Source organism: Lysobacter yananisis (genome assembly GCF_031199375.1).
In the GTDB taxonomy this organism is placed as follows: Bacteria; Pseudomonadota; Gammaproteobacteria; order Xanthomonadales; family Xanthomonadaceae; genus Lysobacter; species Lysobacter yananisis.
This window is the reverse complement of the sequence record NZ_CP133568.1, coordinates 2,248,708-2,268,826: the sequence shown is the minus strand read 5'-3', so window position 1 is coordinate 2,268,826 and position 20,119 is coordinate 2,248,708. Positions and strand designations below refer to the sequence as shown.

At 67.9% G+C, this 20,119-nt stretch carries 19 protein-coding genes; 8 read left to right on the top strand and 11 right to left on the bottom strand.

Annotated elements, in window-relative coordinates:
• The first annotated feature begins 38 nt into the window (after positions 1 to 38).
• Positions 39 to 650: a DUF1353 domain-containing protein gene (locus tag RDV84_RS09550; protein ID WP_309153223.1), complete on the top strand. Its 612-nt coding sequence runs from the start codon at positions 39 to 41 to the stop codon at positions 648 to 650.
• Positions 651 to 680: 30 nt separating this feature from the next.
• Here the strand turns inward: RDV84_RS09550 and RDV84_RS09545 are convergent, their stop codons facing one another.
• From RDV84_RS09545 to RDV84_RS09535, 3 genes are all read right to left on the bottom strand, one after another.
• Positions 681 to 1,913: an MFS transporter gene (locus RDV84_RS09545; RefSeq protein ID WP_309153222.1), complete on the bottom strand. Its 1,233-nt coding sequence runs from the start codon at positions 1,911 to 1,913 to the stop codon at positions 681 to 683.
• 90 nt (positions 1,914 to 2,003) lie between these two features.
• Positions 2,004 to 2,252 (bottom strand): Imm32 family immunity protein, encoded by a 249-nt coding sequence (locus RDV84_RS09540; RefSeq protein WP_309153221.1) that lies wholly within the window; start codon positions 2,250 to 2,252, stop codon positions 2,004 to 2,006.
• Entirely contained in the window at positions 2,249 to 2,857 is a 609-nt protein-coding gene (locus RDV84_RS09535; protein ID WP_309153220.1) for a hypothetical protein, read from the bottom strand. Before RDV84_RS09535 ends, RDV84_RS09540 begins: the two co-directional genes overlap by 4 nt.
• Before the next feature lie 129 nt (positions 2,858 to 2,986).
• Here RDV84_RS09535 and RDV84_RS09530 point away from each other — a divergent pair, with 129 nt between their 5' ends.
• The 4 genes from RDV84_RS09530 to RDV84_RS09515 all read left to right on the top strand — a co-directional run bounded on the left by RDV84_RS09530 (position 2,987) and on the right by RDV84_RS09515 (position 7,710).
• Positions 2,987 to 4,360, top strand: coding sequence for an amidohydrolase family protein (locus tag RDV84_RS09530; protein WP_309153218.1), 1,374 nt, complete (start codon positions 2,987 to 2,989; stop codon positions 4,358 to 4,360).
• Between the two features lie 87 nt (positions 4,361 to 4,447).
• On the top strand, positions 4,448 to 5,125 hold the full coding sequence (locus RDV84_RS09525; protein WP_309153217.1) for a winged helix-turn-helix domain-containing protein: 678 nt from the start codon (positions 4,448 to 4,450) through the stop codon (positions 5,123 to 5,125).
• Positions 5,109 to 6,353, top strand: a complete 1,245-nt coding sequence (locus tag RDV84_RS09520) for a sensor histidine kinase (RefSeq protein ID WP_309153216.1) — start codon at positions 5,109 to 5,111, stop codon at positions 6,351 to 6,353. Before RDV84_RS09525 ends, RDV84_RS09520 begins: the two co-directional genes overlap by 17 nt.
• Positions 6,354 to 6,564: 211 nt before the next feature.
• Entirely contained in the window at positions 6,565 to 7,710 is a 1,146-nt protein-coding gene (locus tag RDV84_RS09515) for an agmatine deiminase family protein (RefSeq protein ID WP_309153215.1), read from the top strand.
• Between the two features lie 49 nt (positions 7,711 to 7,759).
• Here RDV84_RS09515 and RDV84_RS09510 read toward each other — a convergent pair whose 3' ends face one another.
• A complete protein-coding gene (locus RDV84_RS09510; protein WP_057949290.1) occupies positions 7,760 to 8,008 on the bottom strand; it encodes a hypothetical protein in 249 nt (82 codons plus the stop codon).
• Positions 8,009 to 8,224: 216 nt separating this feature from the next.
• A complete protein-coding gene (locus tag RDV84_RS09505) occupies positions 8,225 to 10,531 on the bottom strand; it encodes a VWD domain-containing protein (RefSeq protein ID WP_309153214.1) in 2,307 nt (768 codons plus the stop codon).
• A gap of 755 nt (positions 10,532 to 11,286) precedes the next feature.
• Between RDV84_RS09505 and RDV84_RS09500 the strand changes: the two genes are divergently transcribed.
• A complete protein-coding gene (locus tag RDV84_RS09500) occupies positions 11,287 to 12,834 on the top strand; it encodes a tetratricopeptide repeat protein (RefSeq protein WP_309153213.1) in 1,548 nt (515 codons plus the stop codon).
• A gap of 98 nt (positions 12,835 to 12,932) precedes the next feature.
• Here the strand turns inward: RDV84_RS09500 and RDV84_RS09495 are convergent, their stop codons facing one another.
• The 6 genes from RDV84_RS09495 to RDV84_RS09470 form a co-directional block, all read right to left on the bottom strand.
• The gene (locus tag RDV84_RS09495; protein WP_057949293.1) at positions 12,933 to 13,412 is read right to left on the bottom strand and encodes a VOC family protein; all 480 of its coding nucleotides are present in this window, start codon (positions 13,410 to 13,412) and stop codon (positions 12,933 to 12,935) included.
• Between the two features lie 180 nt (positions 13,413 to 13,592).
• Positions 13,593 to 14,264: an SRPBCC family protein gene (locus RDV84_RS09490; RefSeq protein WP_309153212.1), complete on the bottom strand. Its 672-nt coding sequence runs from the start codon at positions 14,262 to 14,264 to the stop codon at positions 13,593 to 13,595.
• An 83-nt stretch (positions 14,265 to 14,347) separates the two neighbouring features.
• On the bottom strand, positions 14,348 to 14,773 hold the full coding sequence (locus tag RDV84_RS09485; protein WP_309153211.1) for a DUF6869 domain-containing protein: 426 nt from the start codon (positions 14,771 to 14,773) through the stop codon (positions 14,348 to 14,350).
• A 352-nt stretch (positions 14,774 to 15,125) separates the two neighbouring features.
• Entirely contained in the window at positions 15,126 to 15,680 is a 555-nt protein-coding gene (locus tag RDV84_RS09480) for a hypothetical protein (protein ID WP_309153210.1), read from the bottom strand.
• Between the two features lie 73 nt (positions 15,681 to 15,753).
• On the bottom strand, positions 15,754 to 16,911 hold the full coding sequence (locus tag RDV84_RS09475) for a PAAR domain-containing protein (protein WP_309153209.1): 1,158 nt from the start codon (positions 16,909 to 16,911) through the stop codon (positions 15,754 to 15,756).
• Between the two features lie 544 nt (positions 16,912 to 17,455).
• Entirely contained in the window at positions 17,456 to 17,983 is a 528-nt protein-coding gene (locus RDV84_RS09470) for a hypothetical protein (RefSeq protein WP_309153207.1), read from the bottom strand.
• 471 nt (positions 17,984 to 18,454) lie between these two features.
• Here RDV84_RS09470 and RDV84_RS09465 point away from each other — a divergent pair, with 471 nt between their 5' ends.
• Together RDV84_RS09465 and RDV84_RS09460 are read left to right on the top strand one after the other, a co-directional pair.
• Positions 18,455 to 18,988: a hypothetical protein gene (locus RDV84_RS09465; protein WP_309153206.1), complete on the top strand. Its 534-nt coding sequence runs from the start codon at positions 18,455 to 18,457 to the stop codon at positions 18,986 to 18,988.
• On the top strand, positions 18,985 to 20,103 hold the full coding sequence (locus RDV84_RS09460; protein ID WP_309153204.1) for an XVIPCD domain-containing protein: 1,119 nt from the start codon (positions 18,985 to 18,987) through the stop codon (positions 20,101 to 20,103). The genes RDV84_RS09465 and RDV84_RS09460 overlap by 4 nt, the downstream gene beginning before the upstream one ends.
• The last annotated feature ends 16 nt before the right edge of the window (positions 20,104 to 20,119 follow it).

Genomic DNA, 20,119 nt, shown 5'->3' with positions numbered 1-20,119 from the left:
ACCCTTCCCATCCACCTCGCCGAACCAGGAGCAGGCCCATGCAAAACACCCTAGACGACGTCCTCGCGCGAATCTCCGCGATGCCCGACGGCGATGCCGAAGTCGTCGCCGAAGCCGCCGCCGACTACGGCCGCTTCGTCGGCCTGCCGGCCAAGATCGCGCTGGACGAGAACGGTCGCAGCGCGGAACTGCTGGAACCCATCGGCTACGTCGCTGCCTCGGGCGTCGAATGGCCGGTGCCGGCCGGCGCATGGCTCGACGGCGCTTCGATCCCGAAAGCGTTCTGGAGCGTCATCGGCGGGCCGTTCGAAGGCAAGTACCGCGAGCCGTCCATCGTGCACGATCACTATTGCATCGTGAAAACCCAGCCCTGGCGCGACACCCACCGGATGTTCCATGCCGCGATGCTGTGCCGCGGCGTCTCCGGGTTCAAGGCGCGGGTCATGTTCTACGCGGTCTATCGGTTCGGGCCGCGCTGGGGTGTTCCCGGCGATATCGCCGAAGCCGCGCCGGCGCAGGCGGCGGAGGTCGCCGGCGACGCCAACGCCGATTCGATCCTGCGCGATGTCGAGGCGATCAGGGACGGGGCGTTGAGCCTGCACGACATCGAGCGGCTGGCGGATCGCTCGGCGGATTCGCCCGCCGGTTAAAGCGCGCCATCCCCGCGCAAACGGACGGGCCTACTCCGCCCCGCCCGCCAGCACCGCATCGGCGCGCGCATCCGCGCGCGCCCAGAAGTAGATCAGCAGGCCGCCCAGCGCGGTCATCGCGCCGACCACGCCGGTCGAGGTCCAACCCAGGCCGGCGTTGATCGCCATGCCGCCGAGCCACGGCCCCAGAGCATTGGCCATATTGAACGCGGAGTGGTTCGACGCCGCGGCCAGCGTCTGCGCCGAGCGCGCCACGTCCATCAGATGCGCCTGCAGCACCGTCGCCAGCGCGCCCATGGTGCCGACCGCCAGCACCGCCGGCAGCACCGTCCACACCGAGCGCGCGGCCAGCGGGAACAGCAGCAGGATCGCCATCGACCAGATCAGGATCCACGCGGCCGCGCGGAACTGCAGCCGGTCGAACAGCCAGCCGCCGCCGAGCGTGCCGAGGATGCCGCCGATGCCGAACGCCATCAGCCCGAACGGGATGAAGGATTCGCGCACGCCGGTGACGTGGACCAGGGTCGGCGCGAGATAGGCGAACACGCAGAACATGCCGGCGAAGCCGATCGCGCCGATGCCCAGCGCCAGCCACACCGGCTTGCGGTTGAAGTCGCGCAGCTCGGCCAGCGCGTCCGGGCGCGGCGCGTGCATGCCCTTGGGCAGCACGCGCGCGGTCATCGCCACGGTCGCCAGCGCGATCAACGACACCAGTGCGAACGCCCAGCGCCAGCCGAAGGTCTGCCCCAGCCACGTCGCCAGCGGATTGCCGACCAGCAGCGCGATCGACAGGCCCAGCATCACCCGCCCGACCGCGAGGCCGCGCTGTTCGGGCGGGCTGATGCGCACGGCCACCAGCGCGGCGATGCCGAAGTAGGCGCCGTGCGGCAGGCCGGCGACGAAACGCGCGAGCGCCAGGGTGTAGTAGCCCGGCGCCAGCGCGCTGGCGAGATTGCCGACCGCGTAGAAGCCCATCAACGCCAGCAGCAGGCTGCGGCGCGACAGCTTCGAGCCCAGGATCGCCAGCGCCGGCGCGCCGACCACCACGCCCAGCGCGTAGGCGCTGATGACATGGCCGACCCGCGGCTCGTCCACGCCCATCGCCCGGGCGATCTCGGTGATCAGGCCCATCACCACGAATTCGCTGGTGCCGATGGCGAAGCCGCCCATGGCCAGGGCGAACAGGATCAGGCCGACCTGGCGCGGGGACAGGATCGGGGCGGGCGCGGGGGCGGCCTCGGCGGCGGGACGGGCGGGGGTCATGGAAGCATTATTGTGCATCGCAGCATGCGATGCCATTGCGGGGTCGGTCGGGTCGGGGCTGCCGGGACCGGGCAGCCCGCGGGGGCCGCGTCAGAGGCTGGGCGTGGCCGCATCGACCACCACCAGTTGCGGCGAATCGTCGAAGCCCGGCTGGCGGTCGCACAGGTGTTCGTGGCCGTAGCCCGGCCCCACGCGATCCATTTCGTCGGCGGCCGCGGCGAGGAAGGCGGCGATGCGGCGCAATTCGGCGGGCGTCGCAAGCAAGGTGACCTCCTCCAGCCATTCAGGGCGGGCGTCTTGACCGGACCGATGGCCTTCGCGGTAACCGCAGATTTTCATGGTATCGCGTCCCGCAGCGGGACGACCGCGCTTCGCAGACTCGCGCGCTCGCGCAGCCGCTGCAGCATCATGTCCAGCGTCCATTGCTGCGGCGTCAACAGCAAGGCGTGCCGCAGTTCATCCTGCAGGACCCTCTGTGTTTCGACGCCGTGCGCCGCGAGCAGCTCGCGTGCCTGGCGCAAGCTGCGCCCGGTGCCGGTGAGCCAACTGCGATTGGCGTCCTCCAGCAGCCAGCGCGCGTCGATCAGCGAGCAGCCCAGGCGTTGGTGCAGATGGACGATGGCGCGCTTGTCGCCTGCCGCATAGTCCGGACGCAGCACGTAATGCGCGCCGGCCGCGTCGTCGAGGTCGTAGATGTCCTGGATGCTCTCGTGCCAGGTTTCGTAACTGGGCGTGATCGTCAGGCGGCCGCTGGCGATATGCACCAGATAGGCGCCGTCGCCGATCAGGCAATGCTCCGAACGGCCGTTGACCACGTACTCGTACGCGTTGGCGTGGATCACCCAATACTCGCCGCGCGGGTCGAGCCGGCACGAGGCGATGGCGCCGCGGGTATCGACGAAACGGGCTAGGACCCGGTCGCAGGCTTCCTGTTCGCTGATCATCGTGCCTTCTCGCTTGCCGATCGCATCGCCGGCACATGGTCCGCCAGCCGGTTTGCATCATACTCAGGCGCGGCCGAAGACGTGCATCCGTCGCGCGCGAATCGCCCTTGCCTGCCGAGTCCTGCCGACATGTCCCTGCGCCGCGCCTTCCACATCGTCCTGTCGAGCCTGCTGGCCGCATCCGCCATCGTCCCGGCCGCACACGCCGCCACCGTCGCGTTCGTTCGCGTCCACGTGTTGCCGATGGACAGCGAACGGGTGCTGCGCGACCAAACCGTGATCGTCGAGGACGGCCGCATCCGCGCGATCGGTCCGGACCTGCGCGTGCCCGCCGATGCGCAGGTGATCGACGGCGCGGGCCAGGCCTGGCTGTCGCCGGGCTTGGCGGACATGCACACGCATTCGGACAGCCGCCAGGACATGGCGGTCTACCTCGCCCACGGCGTGACCACGCTGCTGCACATGGGCGAGGCGCCGACCGCGTTCGCGGTCAAGACGCGCGCGGCGATCGAGCGCGGCGAACTGCCGGGGCCGCGCGTGTACGCCGCGTTCATGGTCGACGGCTCGAACCGCTACGGGCATCTGGCGGTGCGCGGCGCCGCGCAGGCGCGCGCGGCGGCCGAATTGGCGCAGGCCAACGGCTTCGACTTCATCAAGGTCTACAACGACCTCGACGCGACGGCGTTCGACGCCTTGATCGCCGCCGGCAACGACGGCGGATTGAAGGTGATCGGGCACGGCCTGAGCGCGGTGGGCCTGGAACGGCAGGTCGCGGCGGGACAGGTCGCGGTCGCGCACGCCGAAGAGTTTTTCTACAGCTGGCTGTTCCGCCCCGGCGACGACGACGGCATCGCGTTGCCCGATCCGGCCCGCATCGACGCGGTCGTCGCCTCGCTCAAGCGTCATGGCACTTATGCGACCGCCGACTTGGCCACCTATGCGGCGGTCGCCTCGCAATGGGGCCAGGCCGGCGCGACCGAAGCGTATCTGAAGCAAACCCAAGCGGGCTGGCTGGCGCCCGAAGAACGCCTGGAATGGCGCCGGCGCGGCGACGCCTATGCCGCGCGCACCGGCACGCTGGCGCCGCGGCTCGCGTTCCTGCAGCGCTTGGTCGCGGCCATGGCCGCCGCCGACCTGCCGCTGATGACCGGCACCGACGCGCCGGTGGTGCCCGGGATGTTTCCCGGCGCGGCGCTGCACGCGCAGTTGGCCGCGCTGGAAGCCGCCGGCGTGAGCCGCTATCGCGCCTTGCGCGCGGCCACGCGCACGCCCGGGGACTTCATCGCCCAGCACCGGCCGGGCGGCGACCGCTCCGGCCGGGTCGCGCCGGGCTACCGCGCCGACCTGCTGCTGTCGGCGTCCGATCCGCTCGACGACCTGGCCACGCTTGCGCAACCGCTGGGCGTGATGGCGCAGGGGCGTTGGTACCCGCGGGCGCGGCTGCGCGAACTGACTGCCCAGGTCGCCGACGAGTATTCCAACGCCTGCGCCCGTCCGCGGTGAGCCGCCCTTGGCGCATCCGGCGTCCGGCCCGACCGGCGGCCGCGCGGCTTCATCCGCCTGTGCATCCGCGCGGGTAAGCTGCGGCCCATGCGCGTCCTGTTGCTCGAAGACCAATCCGATCTGCGCGACGCCGTCGCCGGCCGCCTGCGCGCGCACGGGCACGCGGTGGACGAAGCCGGCGACCTCGCCGAGGCCGAATCGTTCGTGCAGTCCTACGCCTACGGCGCGCTGGTGCTCGACCGCACCCTGCCCGACGGCGACGCGCTCGCCGCGCTGCAACGCTGGCGCCAACGCGGCATCGCCACCCCGGCCTTGTTCCTGACCGCGCGCGACGCGGTCGCCGACCGCGTCGAAGGTTTCGCCGGCGGCGCCGACGACTATCTGGTCAAACCCTTTTCGATGGACGAACTGGTCGCGCGCATCGGCGCCATCGGCCGCCGCGGCGGCGCGATCGTGCCGAGCACGATCCGCATCGCCGATCTGGAAGTCGACCTGGGCCGGCGCGAGGCGCGCCGCGCCGGCATCGCGCTGCCGCTGCGGCCGAAGGAATTCGCCCTGCTGCAACTGCTGGCCGAACGCGCGGGACAGGCGGTGCCGCGCCAGGCCATCCTCGCGGCGTGCTGGGGCGAGGAACAGCAACCGGCCTCGAACGCCGAAGAAGTGCTGATCGCAACGCTGCGGCGCAAGCTCGGCGACCCGCCGCTGCTGCGAACCGTGCGCGGTTCGGGCTATCGGCTGGACGCGCCCGATGCCGCGCGCTCGTGAGCGTCTGCTGCGCGGGCTGCATCTGCGCCTGAGCGCGGTGTGGACGCTGGCCTGGCTGCTGTGCGTCGCCGCGCTGTGCGCGGTGGCGATCGCGACCCATGCGAGGCTGGCGCAGTTGGATCTCGCCTCCAGCCTGCGCCTGCGCGCGACCGCGGTGTACGGGCTGACCTGGTTCGACGCGCAAGGCCGCTTCCACGACGAAACCGCGCGCAAGGAACCCGGCTTGCTCGACGCCGACGCCGATGTCTGGGTGATCGGCAACGACGAACCGGCGAAAGTGTTGCTGGCGCCGAAGCGGCCGCGCTTCGACCTCGCCGATCCTTTCGCCAGCGCCGATGCGGCGTTGCGCGACGGCCCCGAAGGCGCGCTGGAAGGCCGCGACCGCCGCGGCCGGCCGTACCTGCTGCAGGCCAAGGAAACCTACGACGAACGCGACCGCCCCGTCGCCACGATCCTGGTGCTGGCCGATCCCGCCGCGCGCGACGACGCGCAGGCCGCGTTCGTGCGCCGCACCCTGCTGATCGCGCTCGGCTTCGCCTTGTTCGGCGTCCTCGTCGGCCACTGGCTGTCGCGGCGCTCGCTGCGGCCGGCCATCGCCTCGTTCGAACAGCAGGAGCGCTTTCTCGCCGCCGCGGCGCACGAGTTGCGCACGCCGGTGGCGCGGCTGCAGGCGCTGTGCGAGACCGCGCACGACGGGCGCGAGCCGGCGGCGCAGGTGCTGGCCAAGGTCGAACGCGTCGCGGCGCAGACCGCCGGCCTGGTCGACAAGCTGCTGCTGCTGGCGCGGCTGGATGCGTCCGCCGCGCCGGCGAGCAAGGAGCCGGTGCGGCTGGACCTGCTGGTCGAAGCGATACTGCCGGAAGATCGCGAGATCGAGTTCCACGCGGCCGAGTCGGTGGTGGACGCCGACGTGCGGCTGATCCAGACCGCGGTGCGCAACCTGATCGAGAACGCGCTGGTGCATTCGGCCCGGACCGGCGCCGCCGCGCCCGTCGCGGTCGCGGTCGAAGCCGGCAAGGTGATCGTCGAAGACCGCGGCCCCGGCTTCCCCGCCGATTTGCTCGCGCGCCTGCACGAGCCGTTCGTGTCCGGGCCCGGCAGCCCCGGCAGCGGCCTGGGCTTGTCGATCGTGCAGCACGTGGCGCAGCTGCACGGGGGCGAATTGCGATTGTCGAACCGGCCCGGTGGCGGGGCACGGGCGGAGTTGGTTTTGCGCGAGCGGGCTTGAACGGGCGGCGGCGTCGATCGCAAGAGCGAGATCGAGATGGATTCCGGCGTTCGCCGGAATGACGGGGGATGGGGCAGCGGCGATCCGGGCGGGGCGCGTCCGCAGCGCCAGCCTTGCATGAACCGGATTTCGCCGGGCCCGGGCGGTATCAGCTGGATATCAGGTTCGCTGGCTAAGGTGCGCGGCATCCCCAACCCGCAGGCCCGCCGCCATGCCCACCCCGACCCTCCCCGCCGCCCTCCCCGCCGCCCGCCCCGCCTGGCTCGCCCTCGCCGCCGGCGCCCTGTTCGCCGCCGCCCTGGCCCAGCCCGGCGCCGCGCGCGCCCAGTCCGGCTACATGCCCGACGAGACCGCGCGCCACGACGCCACCTGGCTGCAGTGGCCGCACGCCAACACTTACGGCCGCGCCTACCGCGACCGCCTCGACCCGACCTGGGTGGCGATGACCCGCGCGCTGATCGCCAGCGAGCGCGTGCACATCGTCGTCTACGACGCCGGCGAACAGGCGCGCGTGCGCAAGCTGCTCGGCGCCGCCGGCGTCGCGCTGGACCGGGTCAGCTTCCTGATCCGTCCGACCGACGACGTGTGGGTGCGCGACAACGGCCCGTTGTTCGTCTACGACCGCAACGACCGCCTCGCCATCGGCGATTGGGGCTTCAACGGTTGGGGCCTGGACGCGCCGTACCGCAAGGACGACACCGTGCCGGCCGCGGTCGCGCAGCGGCTCGGCCTGCCGCGCATCGACTTGAACGACGTGGTGCTGGAAGGCGGCGCGATCGAAGTCGACGGCCGCGGCACGCTGCTGGCCACGCGCAGCTCGACCCGCGAACCGCAGCGCAACGCCGAACTGAGCGAAGCCGAACTCGAACAGGTGCTGCGCGACCAGCTCGGCGTCGAAAAATTCATCTGGCTCGACGGCAAGGACGGCGGCAAGGAGGACATCACCGACATGCACGTCGACGGCTTCGCCCGCTTCGGCCTGCCCGACACTATCGTCACCATGAACCGCGCCGACCTGCGCGAATGGGGCCTGTCCGGCGCCGACATCGAGCGGCTGTACGCCGCCAGCGACGTCGACGGCAAGCCGTACCGCTTCGTGCAGCTGCCGCTGACCGCGAACGACGTGGTCACCGAGTACGGCTACGCGCTGGGCTACAAGGGCTCGTACGTGAACTTCTACGTCGGCAACACCGTGGTGCTGATGCCCGAATACAAGGACCCCAACGACGCGAAGGCCAAGGCGATCCTGCAACGCGCGTTCCCGGGGCGCACGGTGATCGGCATCGACGTGCGCAATCTCTACCGCAACGGCGGCATGGTGCATTGCGTGACCCAGCAACAACCGGCAGCGTTGTGAGGCGCGCGCGGCGGGACCGGTTCGCCTAACCCGCCGCGCACCCGCAACCTCAGGCGCGCTCGATCAGGCTCACGTCCGCGTCGTCGCCGAGCGTGTCGGCGGGATAGTGCACCAGCCCCGCGTCGTGCGCGAACAGCACGCAACCGCCGCCGAGGTAAGCCCACTCGTCGGCGATGTAGCCCTCCACCGCGGCCTGTTCGTCGATCAGCACCACCACCCGGCAGGTGTCGTGCGCGCCGAAGCTGGCCACGTCGCCCAACCGCACGTCCTGCCCGTCGTGATAACGCATCGTGGCCATGGCCGGCTCCGCGAGAGTCCGCCGCGGCGGGGGCCGCGACGGCCGCAGCTTAGCGCGGCGCACGCGCCGGCGGATGCCGCGCGGTTGGCAGATTCGTGTTGCGGTCGCGCAACATCGGTCGCGACGTGCGGCGGCGGGCGCAAAAAAACAACGCCGGGGCGGGCCCCGGCGTTGTCGTGCGATGCGGCCCGCCCGTCGGGCGCGGCCGCGGCGGACTTACTTCGACGCGCCGCCCTGCGCCGCCTCGGCCTGCGCCTTGGCTTTCCCCTGGGTCTCCTGCGTGCGCGCATAGGTCTGGGCGAAACCGCGCTCGCCGGTGATCATCACGTCGAACACGCAATTGCCGCGCATGCGCTCGTCGCGGACGATGGCGCACTCCTGCACCGCGATCTCGCGGCTCAGCGGCTTGACCGGCACCTGCCCGGTCAGGTTGCACGGCGGGTTCTCGTTCGGCCAGCTCTTCAAGGTGAAGGTGTCGGTCGAGGTGCCGGGCGCGTAGTCGAACAAGGTGTTGGCGTTGCTCACCCGCCAGGCTTCGCCGAACTTCTTGTACAGATGCTCGTAACGGTCGCCCAGCGTCGCCGGACGCGGCCCCAGCGACGAACCGTCGGGCAGCGGCGGTAGCCAGCTCTGCGCGGCCAGCGGCGCGCCGATGCCGCCGAGCGGCGTTTCGCTGTCGCCGGCACCGCCGGCGCCGTCGGCCAGCTTGCGGGTCACGCCGATGTTGAGGTACCACTTGCCTTCCGACGCCCACCAGCCCGGCGTCACCTGCAGGTTGTACTTCTCCGGGAAACTCACCCGGATGCCGCCCGGCGCCGAGGTCGGGCTGATGCTGCCGCCGTTGCCGAGGTCGATGCCGGTGCCCAGCGACACCAGCCGCCCGTCGATGCGCAGCTGCAGGCCTTTGGGATCGGGCTGGCCGCTGAGGTTGGGCTGGTAGGTCACCCGGTACTTGCCGACGCGCGCGGCGACCGCGCTGTTGAGGCTCACGCAGGTCGCCAGGCCGCTGTACGGATCGGCGCCGGGATTGAACGAGGTCGCGATCGGCGTCTGCCGCGCCTGGATCTCCACCCCGGCCGGATCGCGCAGCACGGTGTACTCGCCGGCGCCCTGGAAGTCGTAGCGCACGCCGTCGAGCGTGGTCACGTGCGGATCGCCGTCGATGCCGATCACCCCGGTGTTGGTCGGATCTAGCCAGTCCTTGAGCCGGGTCGCCGGCGTGCCGCCGCCGTTCCAGCTCACGCTGAGCTTGCCGTACCAATCCGACGTAGTCGGCGCGCTGCACGAGGCATAGCCGCCGTGCAACTGGCCGATGCAGCGCTTGCTGCTCGCGCCCCACAGGCACGAGCCGGACGAACCGCCCTCGGTGGTGCCGCTTTCCCACGCGTCCACGCGCCAGTGGTTGGCAGTGGCGCTGACGGTGTTGGACAGATACGCGGTCGAGGTTACCGCGTTGTTGTTGAACGAGATCGCCTTCTCGTCGCCGCTGGGATGGTGGATGCCGACCGTCGCGGCCGGCGCCGTGCCGCTGATGTCCCAACCGCTGAAGTAGGGATTGGAGCCCGCCACCGGCGGCGCGTTGAGCTCGACCAGCAGGAAATCGCTCGGCGCATACGACGCGCGATAGGTCGCGCCGGTCTGGTTGATCGCCAGGCTGCCGCCGCTGAGCGCGCCGCACGTCGGCGAGTGGAACTGCCAGTAGAACACCAGGGTGTCGTCGTTGGCCGTGGTCACGCCGCAGTGGTTGGCGCTGAGGAAATACGGCTTGAAGTCGTAACTGGTGTTGTTGACCAGCTGGCCGCTGCACAGCGAGGTGCCGCCGATCAGATAGCGCGCCACCGTGCGGATCTGCTGCCCCCAACCGGCCGCGACCGGGCAGACCACGTCGTTGTTGCAGCTGCCCTGCTTGTCCCAGTTCTTGGCGGCGAAATCACGATAGCCCTGGTTGACCGCGCCGAGCGTCAGCTTCGGCTGGGCCGCGCCGTTGGGCACGAACAGCTCGACCACGACCTCGTCGCCTTCGATCATCGGCGTCCACAAGCGGCCGTGCTGGCTGCGGTCCTTGGCCGTGTACGCGCCTTCGACGTGCTTGCCGGCCGGATCGTAGATCCACAGCTTGGCGCCGGGCGTCATGTCGTAACGGGTGAAGCCGAGGTTGTGGTTGGTCGCGCCGGGCGTGTGGATGCGCAGGCGCCACAGCAGGCCGTCGGGCAGTTTGTGCCAGGTGCCGGAACCGCCGGTGTCGTAGGTCACGCCGGCGTTCACCGCGAACCGCAGCGGCTGCGGCGCGCCGACCGCCTTCGCCCGCATCTCGTCCTCGGCCAGCAACCGCGCCGGATCGACGCTCGGCAGGGTCTTGCGCTGCACCGCGTCGAGCGACTTGTCGTGCAGCGCGAAACTGCGCGGCGCCTCGGTCATGCGCGCGACCGCGCTGGCCAGCGGCAGCGCCGCCAGCACGGTCGCGATCGCGAGCCGGCGCAGCCAGCGCACGCCGGACGGCGTGTGTTTGCTTGGAACTCTCATCGCACACTCTCCTTAGGATGGGTGGAACGTCCTGTCGTCCAGGCCATGAGTGATGCCCGCAACTTCGCCGATGAGTCCCTGTCGCATGCGCACGCCCAGTTCCGCGCGCCGCGGCTGCACGGGCCGGCCTGTGCGGCCCGCCGATCCGCAAAACGGAAGTTGCTGTGTAGCCAACGCCCGCGCCCGCGCGCGTCGGACAGCGCTTGCGCGGCGGGTTTGTTAAATCTCGACGGGAAGCGCTTTCTCGCCGCGGCGACGACGCATTTGCGTGACGCGGCGAATGAAAGCCTGCCGATGCAACGAGGTTCGCCTGGCACGTGCGTTCGTTTTTCCGGCGCGCGCGGAGCCGCGGAATTGGACGCAGCGCACGTGTATACCGAGAGATCGGCGTGAGCGGCGACGCTGCGCGGGCCGGCATGGCGGCGCGCGACTGCGCGGTGCGCGGCCGCGATCGCGGGCTGCATCATGCTTGATCGCGCGTGCGCGTTCGCAAGCGACAATCGACAGTCGCGATGCAGTTCGCGCGGCGCGACGGGTCTCGCTCGCGAAGATCCGCGCGAGCGCTACCTGCGGAAAGCGACAACGAATCGACAACACCTCGCCCATGCGCCTTATGGCCGTATCGCTGCAGGCGCCGCGACGCGGTCCTGGTCCGCGACGACAACCGGTATGCTTGGCCGCTTGGCGCGCCGTTCGCAGCAGCGACGGCCGCCGAGGACCGACGCGGCCGCGCCGGCCTGCCGTCTGGGGGATGCATGCACCATCGAATTCGCGCCGCGGGCTGCGGCCTGGCCCTGACCTTGTCGCTCGCCTCCGCGGGCGCGTCCGCGCAGCAAACCCCGCCCGCGCCCGCGCCGGCGCAGCCCGCCACCGCGCGCAACACCGAGGCCGCGGTCGAAGCCGAGGTCACGCGGTTCCTGGAGAGCATCAACATCGCGCTCGCGCATTCGCGCGAAGGCCGTTACGAACAAGCCGACGCCGCTTTCGCCGAGGTGTTCAAGCATCCGGCGTTCGCCGTCCTGGGCGCCGGCGACCGGCGCGTCGCCCTCGCCGCCGCCGCCCAGGCCGCCGCAGTCACCGGCCATATGCCGCGCGCCATCGGCCTCTACCGCCAGGCCATCGCGGCCGAGAACACCCCCGACGATTGGTACCGGCTGGCACTGGTCGAATACGACCTCAAACACTACGAGGCCGCCGCCGACGCCTTCGTGCAACTGGTCGAGTACTGGCCGGAATCGCTGTCGAAAGTGAACTCCGACATCCTCTCGCGCCTGCAGACCGAGCTGCCGCACGGCTCCGAGCAACGCCTGACCCTGCTGCGCGCGCTGTACGCCGCCAACTGGAGCCACCGCACCGCCGACGCCAGCCCGGTCTGGTTCGCCCTGGTCGAAATGCTGGTCGAACGCGGCCGCCGCGACGAGGCCCGCACCGTCGTCAAGCGCATCGTCGACCCGATGCAGCTGGTGCGTTTGCGCATCGACAAACGCTTCGACTTCCTCGCCCAGGACGGCGGCTGGGCCACCGACATCGCCAACGCCTCGCGCCGGCAGATCGAAGCCCAGCGCGAGAAGGCCGAACTCGCCCCGCGCAGCCTCGACAGCCGCGTGCAGCTGAGCTACGCGCTGCTGACCGCCGGCGACAACGCCGCCGTGATCGCCCTCGACCAAGAGGCCGGCCAGCGCAGCGACAGCGACTACGACGACCCGCACCAACGCGCCTGGCTGATGAATACCGCCGCGATCGCGCTGCGCCGCCTCGGCCGCGGCGACGACGCCGTGGCCGAACTCGAACGCGCCAGCCGCCTGACCGAAGACGGCCTGCCCAACGTCAGCCAGACCATCAACCTCGCCTCGCTGTACTGCAGCCTGCAACGCCCCGACGACGCCCTCGCCGCGCTCGGCCGCATCGGCTCCGATCTCAACGCTTACGCGCGCCTGGTCGTGCAGAACGTGCGCCTGTGCGCCGCCGAGGCCAAGGGCGACCGCCGCGGCGCCGACCGCGCCCTGCGCCAGCTCAGCGAACAGCGCAAGGACGGCCCGCGCGTCTACCTGGAAAGCCTGCTGCGGATGCAGAGGCTGGACGAGGCGGCGGCGCTGACCGTCGAATTGCTGGCGACGCAGGACGAGCGCGTGGAGACGCTGCTGTGGCTGCAGGAGTTCCGGCGGCCGGACCCGTTGCCCGGGGATGTGGCGTATCGCGAAGCGCGCAAGGCGTTGCTGGCCCGCGCGGACGTGCAGGAAGCGGCGGCGAAGGTGGGACGGATCGGGCGGTACGAGGTGTTCGGGTCGGGGGAGATGGACTGACGCGGCGATGGCGCCGGTCTACGGCAATCGTCGGACCGCAGGGAAACGCCGCCCGATCGATACCGCCCGATCCGCAAGCCTCCGTCATCGCAGCCGCATCACCCTCTGCGCGCCGCCTCGATCTTGGCGATGTCGATCTTGCCCATCGTCATCATCGCGTCGAACGCGCGCTTGGCCGCGGCCCGGTCCGGATCGGTGAACGCCTCGAGCAGCGCGCGCGGCGTGATCTGCCACGACAAGCCCCACTTGTCCTTGCACCAGCCGCAGGCGCTTTCCTTGCCGCCGTTGCCGACGATTGCGTCCCACAAACGATCGGTCTCGGCCTGGTCGTCGGTGGCGATCTGGAACGAAAACGCCTCGTCGTGCTTGAACGCCGGCCCGCCGTTCAAACCCACGCACGGAATGCCCGCCACCGTGAACTCCACCGTCAGCACATCGCCCTGATGGCCGTCGGGATAATCGCCGGGCGCATGATGGATCGCGGTCACCGCGCTGTCCGGAAACGTCTTCGCATAGAACTCGGCGGCTTCCAGAGCGGCGCCGTCGTACCACAGGCAGATGGTGTTCTTCGGGGTCATCGTCGTTCTCCTGTCGCAGGGAAGGAACACGGGTCGCGTCGCGCGAGCTCCCGATGGTAGCAGCGCCCCCACGGCGCGAATGCGCACAGACCGGCTTTATGCGACCGGCGCGGCTCGAATGGCTTCGCTAAACGGGGCCGACCGCGCCGATGCGCAGCCCCCTCCATCGTCATGGCCCACTCAATCGCCCAGCCCGCGCGGCAACGCCAACCCCGACGCCCCCGCGACCACCTTGCGCACGCTGGACACCGCCGCCGACGTCAGCGGCCCCTTGGCCATGAACGCCGGCGTATTGCCGCCGATATCGGTCAACGACGCATACACCAACCGCGTCCCCCCGGCCGACGGCGTCATCAACCATTCCCCGCGCGAACGCAGCGCCACGCAATCCGGCGCCGCCCCCGTACCGGCCTCGTCCAGCGACGCGAACTTCACCCGCACCGCACCGTCGGCCAGGTCCTGCCGCTCGAAGCGCATCGAATAACAACGATCCGCCACCGGCGTGCGCAGCACATCCGCCCACACCACCACCTCCGGCCCGCGCTGGATAAAACGCCGGCGGATGTTCTTGTTCCTGGCGTCGAGATACTTGCCGAGCAGAAAATCCGCGACCGCATCTGGCGACACCTTCAACGATGTGCTGACGCGAAGCTCGTCGAAACGCTCGCCCGCGACACGGCGCGCCTCGAGGTGGATGCCGTCCTCGTTGCTGAGAGTTCGCCAGGGCGAAGGTTGCGCGGCGGCGGCCGGCGAGCAGGCCGCCACCGCGCAGAACAGCATGGCCACAGAGCGTATCGGCTTACCACGGAAAGCCAGGATTCGCCCTACGGCCGAATTGTGCATCGACGCCATGTCTCGTCTCCCGGCAACTGGACCGTTGCGCGGATTCGATGCGACAGGCATGACAGGGGCAAGACAATTCCCGGACCGTGAAACTACGGCTCAGGCCGGACGTCGAGCCCATCGCCACATTCAGGTTCGGGACCACGAGCCGCCTTGACCCGCTCCCACAGCGCATCCGGCGTCCTGTTCTTCCACACACCGTGCAGCAAATCGCGGAACGCCGGATCGCGCCGGGCCGCGTCTTCGATCCGCTCGATGAAGTGGTCACCGAAGTGGGCGATCATGTCTTCCAGCGGCCCCGCCGCCAGATAGCCGAGCACATGCCCGGGCGGTTTTCGGGCCAATACGGCCGTAACGAACTGCCACATCGTCTCGAAGTCGACGGGCCTGAGAACGAACATGGTGCGCTCATCGGCCCACCACAAAGGATGATCGGAGCCGGTGTCCGTGCCTTCCGGCAACGTTTTGATTTGTATGAAGGCGTCTACCCAAGCATCGAGCGAAGGTTCGGGGTGCATGAATCGGGCGGCATGGCCGCGGGTTGGGGAAAGCAACGAAAAGGCGTGCGTCGCCGAATCGGCTCTGGGAGCGATCGAGCGGGTTTTCCTGGGGAGTCGGTCGACAGAGCAGGCGCTGAGGGCCTGCGGCGCCGTTGCGGCGCGATGAGGTGGTGCAGATCATACGGGGGTTCGGGCTGGAATCAAGTCCCCGCTCCGGCACCCTTATCGCAAGCAGCGCCACGACAAGCGAGTGATTGCCGCGCCAACACGCAACTCATTCCTTGACCTGAGCCTTCAAGAACACATTGGTCCGGTGGTACTCCAAGCGGAAGAGCGCCCCCGTTCCACCCACTGGCTTTCGCTTTCTTCTTTACGGCGAAGACGATATCGCTTTCAGCAACGCCAGCGTTCGCTCAAACGACACCCTGTTGCCGATTTCTTCCCTGACCTGCTGCTCCGGGCGTCCCTGGGCATACCCTCGCAAGAAATCCTCGGCGAACGGAGTGACGTATTCATCCGTCTTCTTCAGGTTGATCTGGCGGTTGAAGTTGATCTGATCGCGGCGATGCTTTTCCAACGCCTGGCGATAGGTTTCGCGTAGCGAGGGGTCCCGAATTTGCTCGGGCGCCGCGCCGGGCAGGAGAACGCGGCCGTCTTCCTGCGGTGGAGATACATTGCGTGGGGGAACGCGGGTCGGATCGAAGCCGATCGCCTTCGCATCGTCGATTTGATGCAGCAGTTGCAGCCACGCATGCAACACCAGCCGCTGCGTCGGCGCCCGGGTAGCTTCGGACTCGCCGTCCAGATCTACCGAGCTCAATGCATCGGCACTGCGCTCCAAAAGATAGGGTTCGGCATCGCGTTTATCGCGGAACTGAGTCGCCAATGCCGCGGCCTCGGCCAGCCTGTTTTGATTCTCGGTCATGGGTTTGGCTCCGGTCAGGACCAGGATCAACAAGGAAACGACAAGAACACAGGTACGCGTGCGCATGAAGTGCCTACCATGACCATGAAGTCGGTTCAGAGTACAGGATGGACTCGGTATGGCCGCCCTTCCGGCTTTCGCAGCGACCATCGGCGAATAGCTGGCTTTCCTGCGCTTGCAGTGGGAAATCGTGAACCGTCGTCGCTCCGTACACCTGCCATTGCATTCGGATATCGAAATGCAGTTGCCCCGCCGTGAACGGAACGGCGGTCCCGGTGCTGCCGGCGCCGCAGTCACCGGAGTAAATCTGGTCCAGGCTGGAGTCGGTGGTTCCATCGGCGGTGTGTCCCGTCAAGCGGAACCAAGGGCTGGCGAAATCAGGGCCTGGATAGCTACCGTGCTTGTTTCCGTGCTGACACGCCATGCCGCCCGACGCGGTGCAGGTGGAGTCGACTTCCCGGGTCTGCAGGTTCTCGAAATTCACATCGGTGGGATGCACGAAGAACTCACCCAGCCAGCCACAATCCGGGCGACCGTTGCGATGCTTTTTGGGCCGACCGGCAGCAAGCTTCATGATCCAGCTCGCAGGCTCCACTACATCCAGGGTGATCGAGCACGTGCCGCTGCTTCCCGTCGCGCTGATCTCAACCTGAGCGGCCGCTTCGCCGGCGGTATACGTGACGGTTGAGCCGCTGGTCGCCGACAGCGTGCCTCCGCCCCGCACGATTCGCCAAGTCGCGGCTCCCGAGTTGTAACGCAGGCGCACCCGCTCCGCGACGCCTATCCGGGTTCTTGCCCGGTTCGATGGCGAGGTGGCCACCGTTTGCGATGTGATGCTGCAGGGCGGCCCCGGCGGTGGAACGGTGGCTCCCGGCGCGGGGGCGGGCGATGTCCCGGCAGGGACGTGTTGCCCGCTGGCTGCCTGCATGCGCTCGCCGCGGGCCTGCGTGACGGCGGGCGCGGCAGCGCCGCCGGCATCCACCAGCACGTGGGACTGCAGCGCCGAGAGCACCTTGCAACCGCACGCCAATGAACTTCCGTGCAGGGCGACTGGCTGGCCGTCAACGAGCATCGTGCTGTCCCCATCGACGATGGGAAATACGCCTTTATGCACCGGACAGATTGCAGAATCGGTAACGCGCGATACCGGCTTGCCGTCGATATCGGTGAACGGCGAGCCTGAAATTACTCGACCGCCGCTGGAGGTCGGGTCGCCGACCACGATCCACATCCTTGTCATCACAAACTCCTGTGCGACTTCTGCGTGTATGCGGCCTGGGAAAGGATTAAGCCTCTACGGCTTACTCCATCCCGACCTGTCCATCAGGCCACCGAGTTGCGGCTGCGAGTGGGGGCGACCATGAAGTTAACAGTACCCGTATTGAACTTGTCGTGGCCGACTTTGTGAGCCAGTTTCGTGAGTATTGCAAGTTCAAACGCAATGGATCGAGGGCTCTATGTTAGGGCAGCCTACCGCTTTGGAGTAAATGGCGAAAATATGTGGCTTAAGTGCACACGCACTCACAATGCTCGCACTGATGATAAACGTTCGGCTCTGGGGGACGATCGCGCGGGTTGTCGTGGGGAGTCAGGCGCTAAGGGCCTGCGGCGCCGTTGCGGCGCGATGAGGTGGCGCAGATCAAACGGCGCTGCGGGCTGGAATCAAGTCCTGCAAAGAGCGACCGCATTCGGAAGACAGCTGATTCTTTCGTATGATGCCGCTGCGTCTTGATCGTTCAGGCGGCTTCCAACTGCGAGTTGGGTCCAGCCTTGATTCAATCCGCTCCGTGAACGGAAATGGATTCCAAGCAAGTCTTCGTGGCCGTGCCGCCGTCTGGAGCCGCCATCGTCCACTCGCGGATGATGATGTTCACCTCCCCCCTGCTAAGCGAGTAGTTCTGCAGTTGCCCTATTTCGCCAAACTCGGGGCCACCCTCGTAACCGGCATGCCTCAGCTCAGCAAGGGCATCGTTCAACCCGAGTTCGCACACCGGGCCCACATCGCGGCCGCGCTGATCGTTGGCGAAGTCGAGGCTGAAGGTTTTTCGCTTCAGGCCGGCGGATTCCAGGAAATCAACGCCGTAGGACCATCCGCTGTCGGGTATTGCGATGCGGAAGGCGTAGCCACCGGATGCGGTTCGCTTCAACGGAATGCCCAGTTCCCGGGCTACATCGGCAGGCGATAAATCGGACACGCCTTGCAGCGAGGACAAGTATTTGAGGAATTTGCGGGAGACCGCTGCTGGAGTCAGGTCGGGGTGCTCGGCCAGCGAACTCGGCTTGAACGTGTTGGCCGACGCCATGTCGTGTTGCTCCTTGTTGGATACGGAAGAAGGCTGGGCGGGCTCGTGAGCGCAGGCGCTGCCCAGCACCAGAAGTGTCGCTGCTAGCGCGAATCGTGGCAGATGGCGCAACGTTGGGCGCTTGCGATCCCATCCGGAACTTGCACGGCGCGATTGAGGTGCAGTCCGTCGCGAATCGGAAGTAAGCGCTCCCGCGCCATCTGCCGAACGATAATCAAGCGAAATGAACTGAAAGTTGCGCATTCCGTGCACCGCTGCACCTTACAGATGGGGCGAGCATAAGCGAGTCGGCTCGCAACGAGTAGCGAACCACTCAAGCCCCGCTCCGAGCGCGAAAATTTGGGAAATATGCGTTGAGATTGCGTGCCCTTTATGAGCCTGCATACGCGCGCGTCCGGCTGCCGCTCGCCATCATTCGGAGCTATTATCGCCGTGTAACTCAGCCGCAGGCTCCTCACAGGATCTGAATACATGAGGTCAACGACCGACACCTGCCGCACTGAATCCGAAGCTCCGCAGGTCGCCAGCCAAAGGCAGACCGCCATTTGGAGTATCGCCTCCCTGCTCGTCCTTTCGTCCGCATTCGGCTGCGCATCGACTGTCGAAGCGGATGAGGCGCCTACGATCGAGCGATTGCTGACCACGCCGCTTACCGGAATCGAAGGCAGAAACCGTACTCGGTCCGCAATGATGAAGCTGTACGGCATCGCGGGTGCGGATTCGAAACGCATCGACAACCAGCCCAAGACGCTGCAAGACCGGCACGTGCTTTCGATGTTCTGGCTGGAGCCCGCCGCCCCCGACTTTATGTCGATGGCTGTGGCGGCTGAGCCATGTTTCCAAACCGAGCGCGCGCTCCAAATTACCCAAGCCAAACCGCACACCCAAGAGCGGACACCCGGCCCACAGACTTACGACGCGACCCGGAACGGAGTGATGGTGAGCTTCAGCACCACATCCGACGAAAAGTGCGTTTCCTACATCCATATCGAGCCTGACCGATGAGCCAAAAGGAAAGGGATTTCCTCGAAACCAACCGCAACTTCCAGGCCATGCCGGAGCACATTCGCGGCTGGATACTCGCTTCGCCCAACGCTACGGCCGACTTCGCCACGTTCTTCGAAAAGGGCGGCGCGATTCAGACCGATCCCAGCCAATCCAAACCGCTCTATCGCCCCAGCTCGCCACCGGCGATCGTAGTGAACGAGAGCGAATGGACCGCCCTGCGCCAGTACGGCACGAACCCGTGGCCGCAGCGTCATATGTTCGCAATGCTGGCCCATGAAATCGGGCACGACAAAGACAACACCACCCGTCCCCTCCCTGCAGGCGGCTCCCGCGACGAGTACGTGCAGTACCGAAGCGAGATCGAAGCCACCGCTATCTTCAATGCATTCCCGATCTTCAAAGATTTGAAGAACACGCCGGAGTTTTCGAAAGAAGCGCCCTTCGATTCCATCGGGTATCTGCATGGTATGGAGCTGGCCAAGCTGTACCGCGAATGGAGCGGCGGCGAATTGAACGACAAGCAAGTCGTCTCAGCCATCGCCAGCAAAGTAGCCGATACGCGATACACCCTCGGCGGATCGTTGACCGATCAAGACGGCAACGGCGTGCTGACCCATCGCGACGCCTACCTACGGGACTTCGAGCGCGTGCTGCGGCCTAAGAGCGAAGCTCAGCCGTCCGGGCGAGGAAGCGACGGGGAACCGAAGCAGCCGCAGCGAAACGATCACGGTAGCGCGAACCCCGAAGACGCGCTTTGGCGGAACACACGCGAGAGGACGCAGGAAGCATTCGCCCAGCATGGACTAAAGCCCAGCGACCAAGTGCTGGATTGCATCGCCGGCTGCCTGGCCGCTCAAGCCGCGCGCGACGGCCTGGACCGGATCGACCATGTGCTGTTGAGCCAGCACGCCGGCGGCGAAATCGGTCGGAACGTCATCGCTGTAGAGGGTCGACTGGACGATCCTGCCCAGAAACGCTCGCACGTCGAGACGCAAATCGCGGCATTGGTTCCGCTGAGCGATTCGCTGCGTGCAATGGAGGCAATCACCACTTCCGTGGATCAATCCCTGACGCACTCCGCGCCTACACCCGATCGACCGCTAACCCGCTAACCCCGCCTCCGGCGAG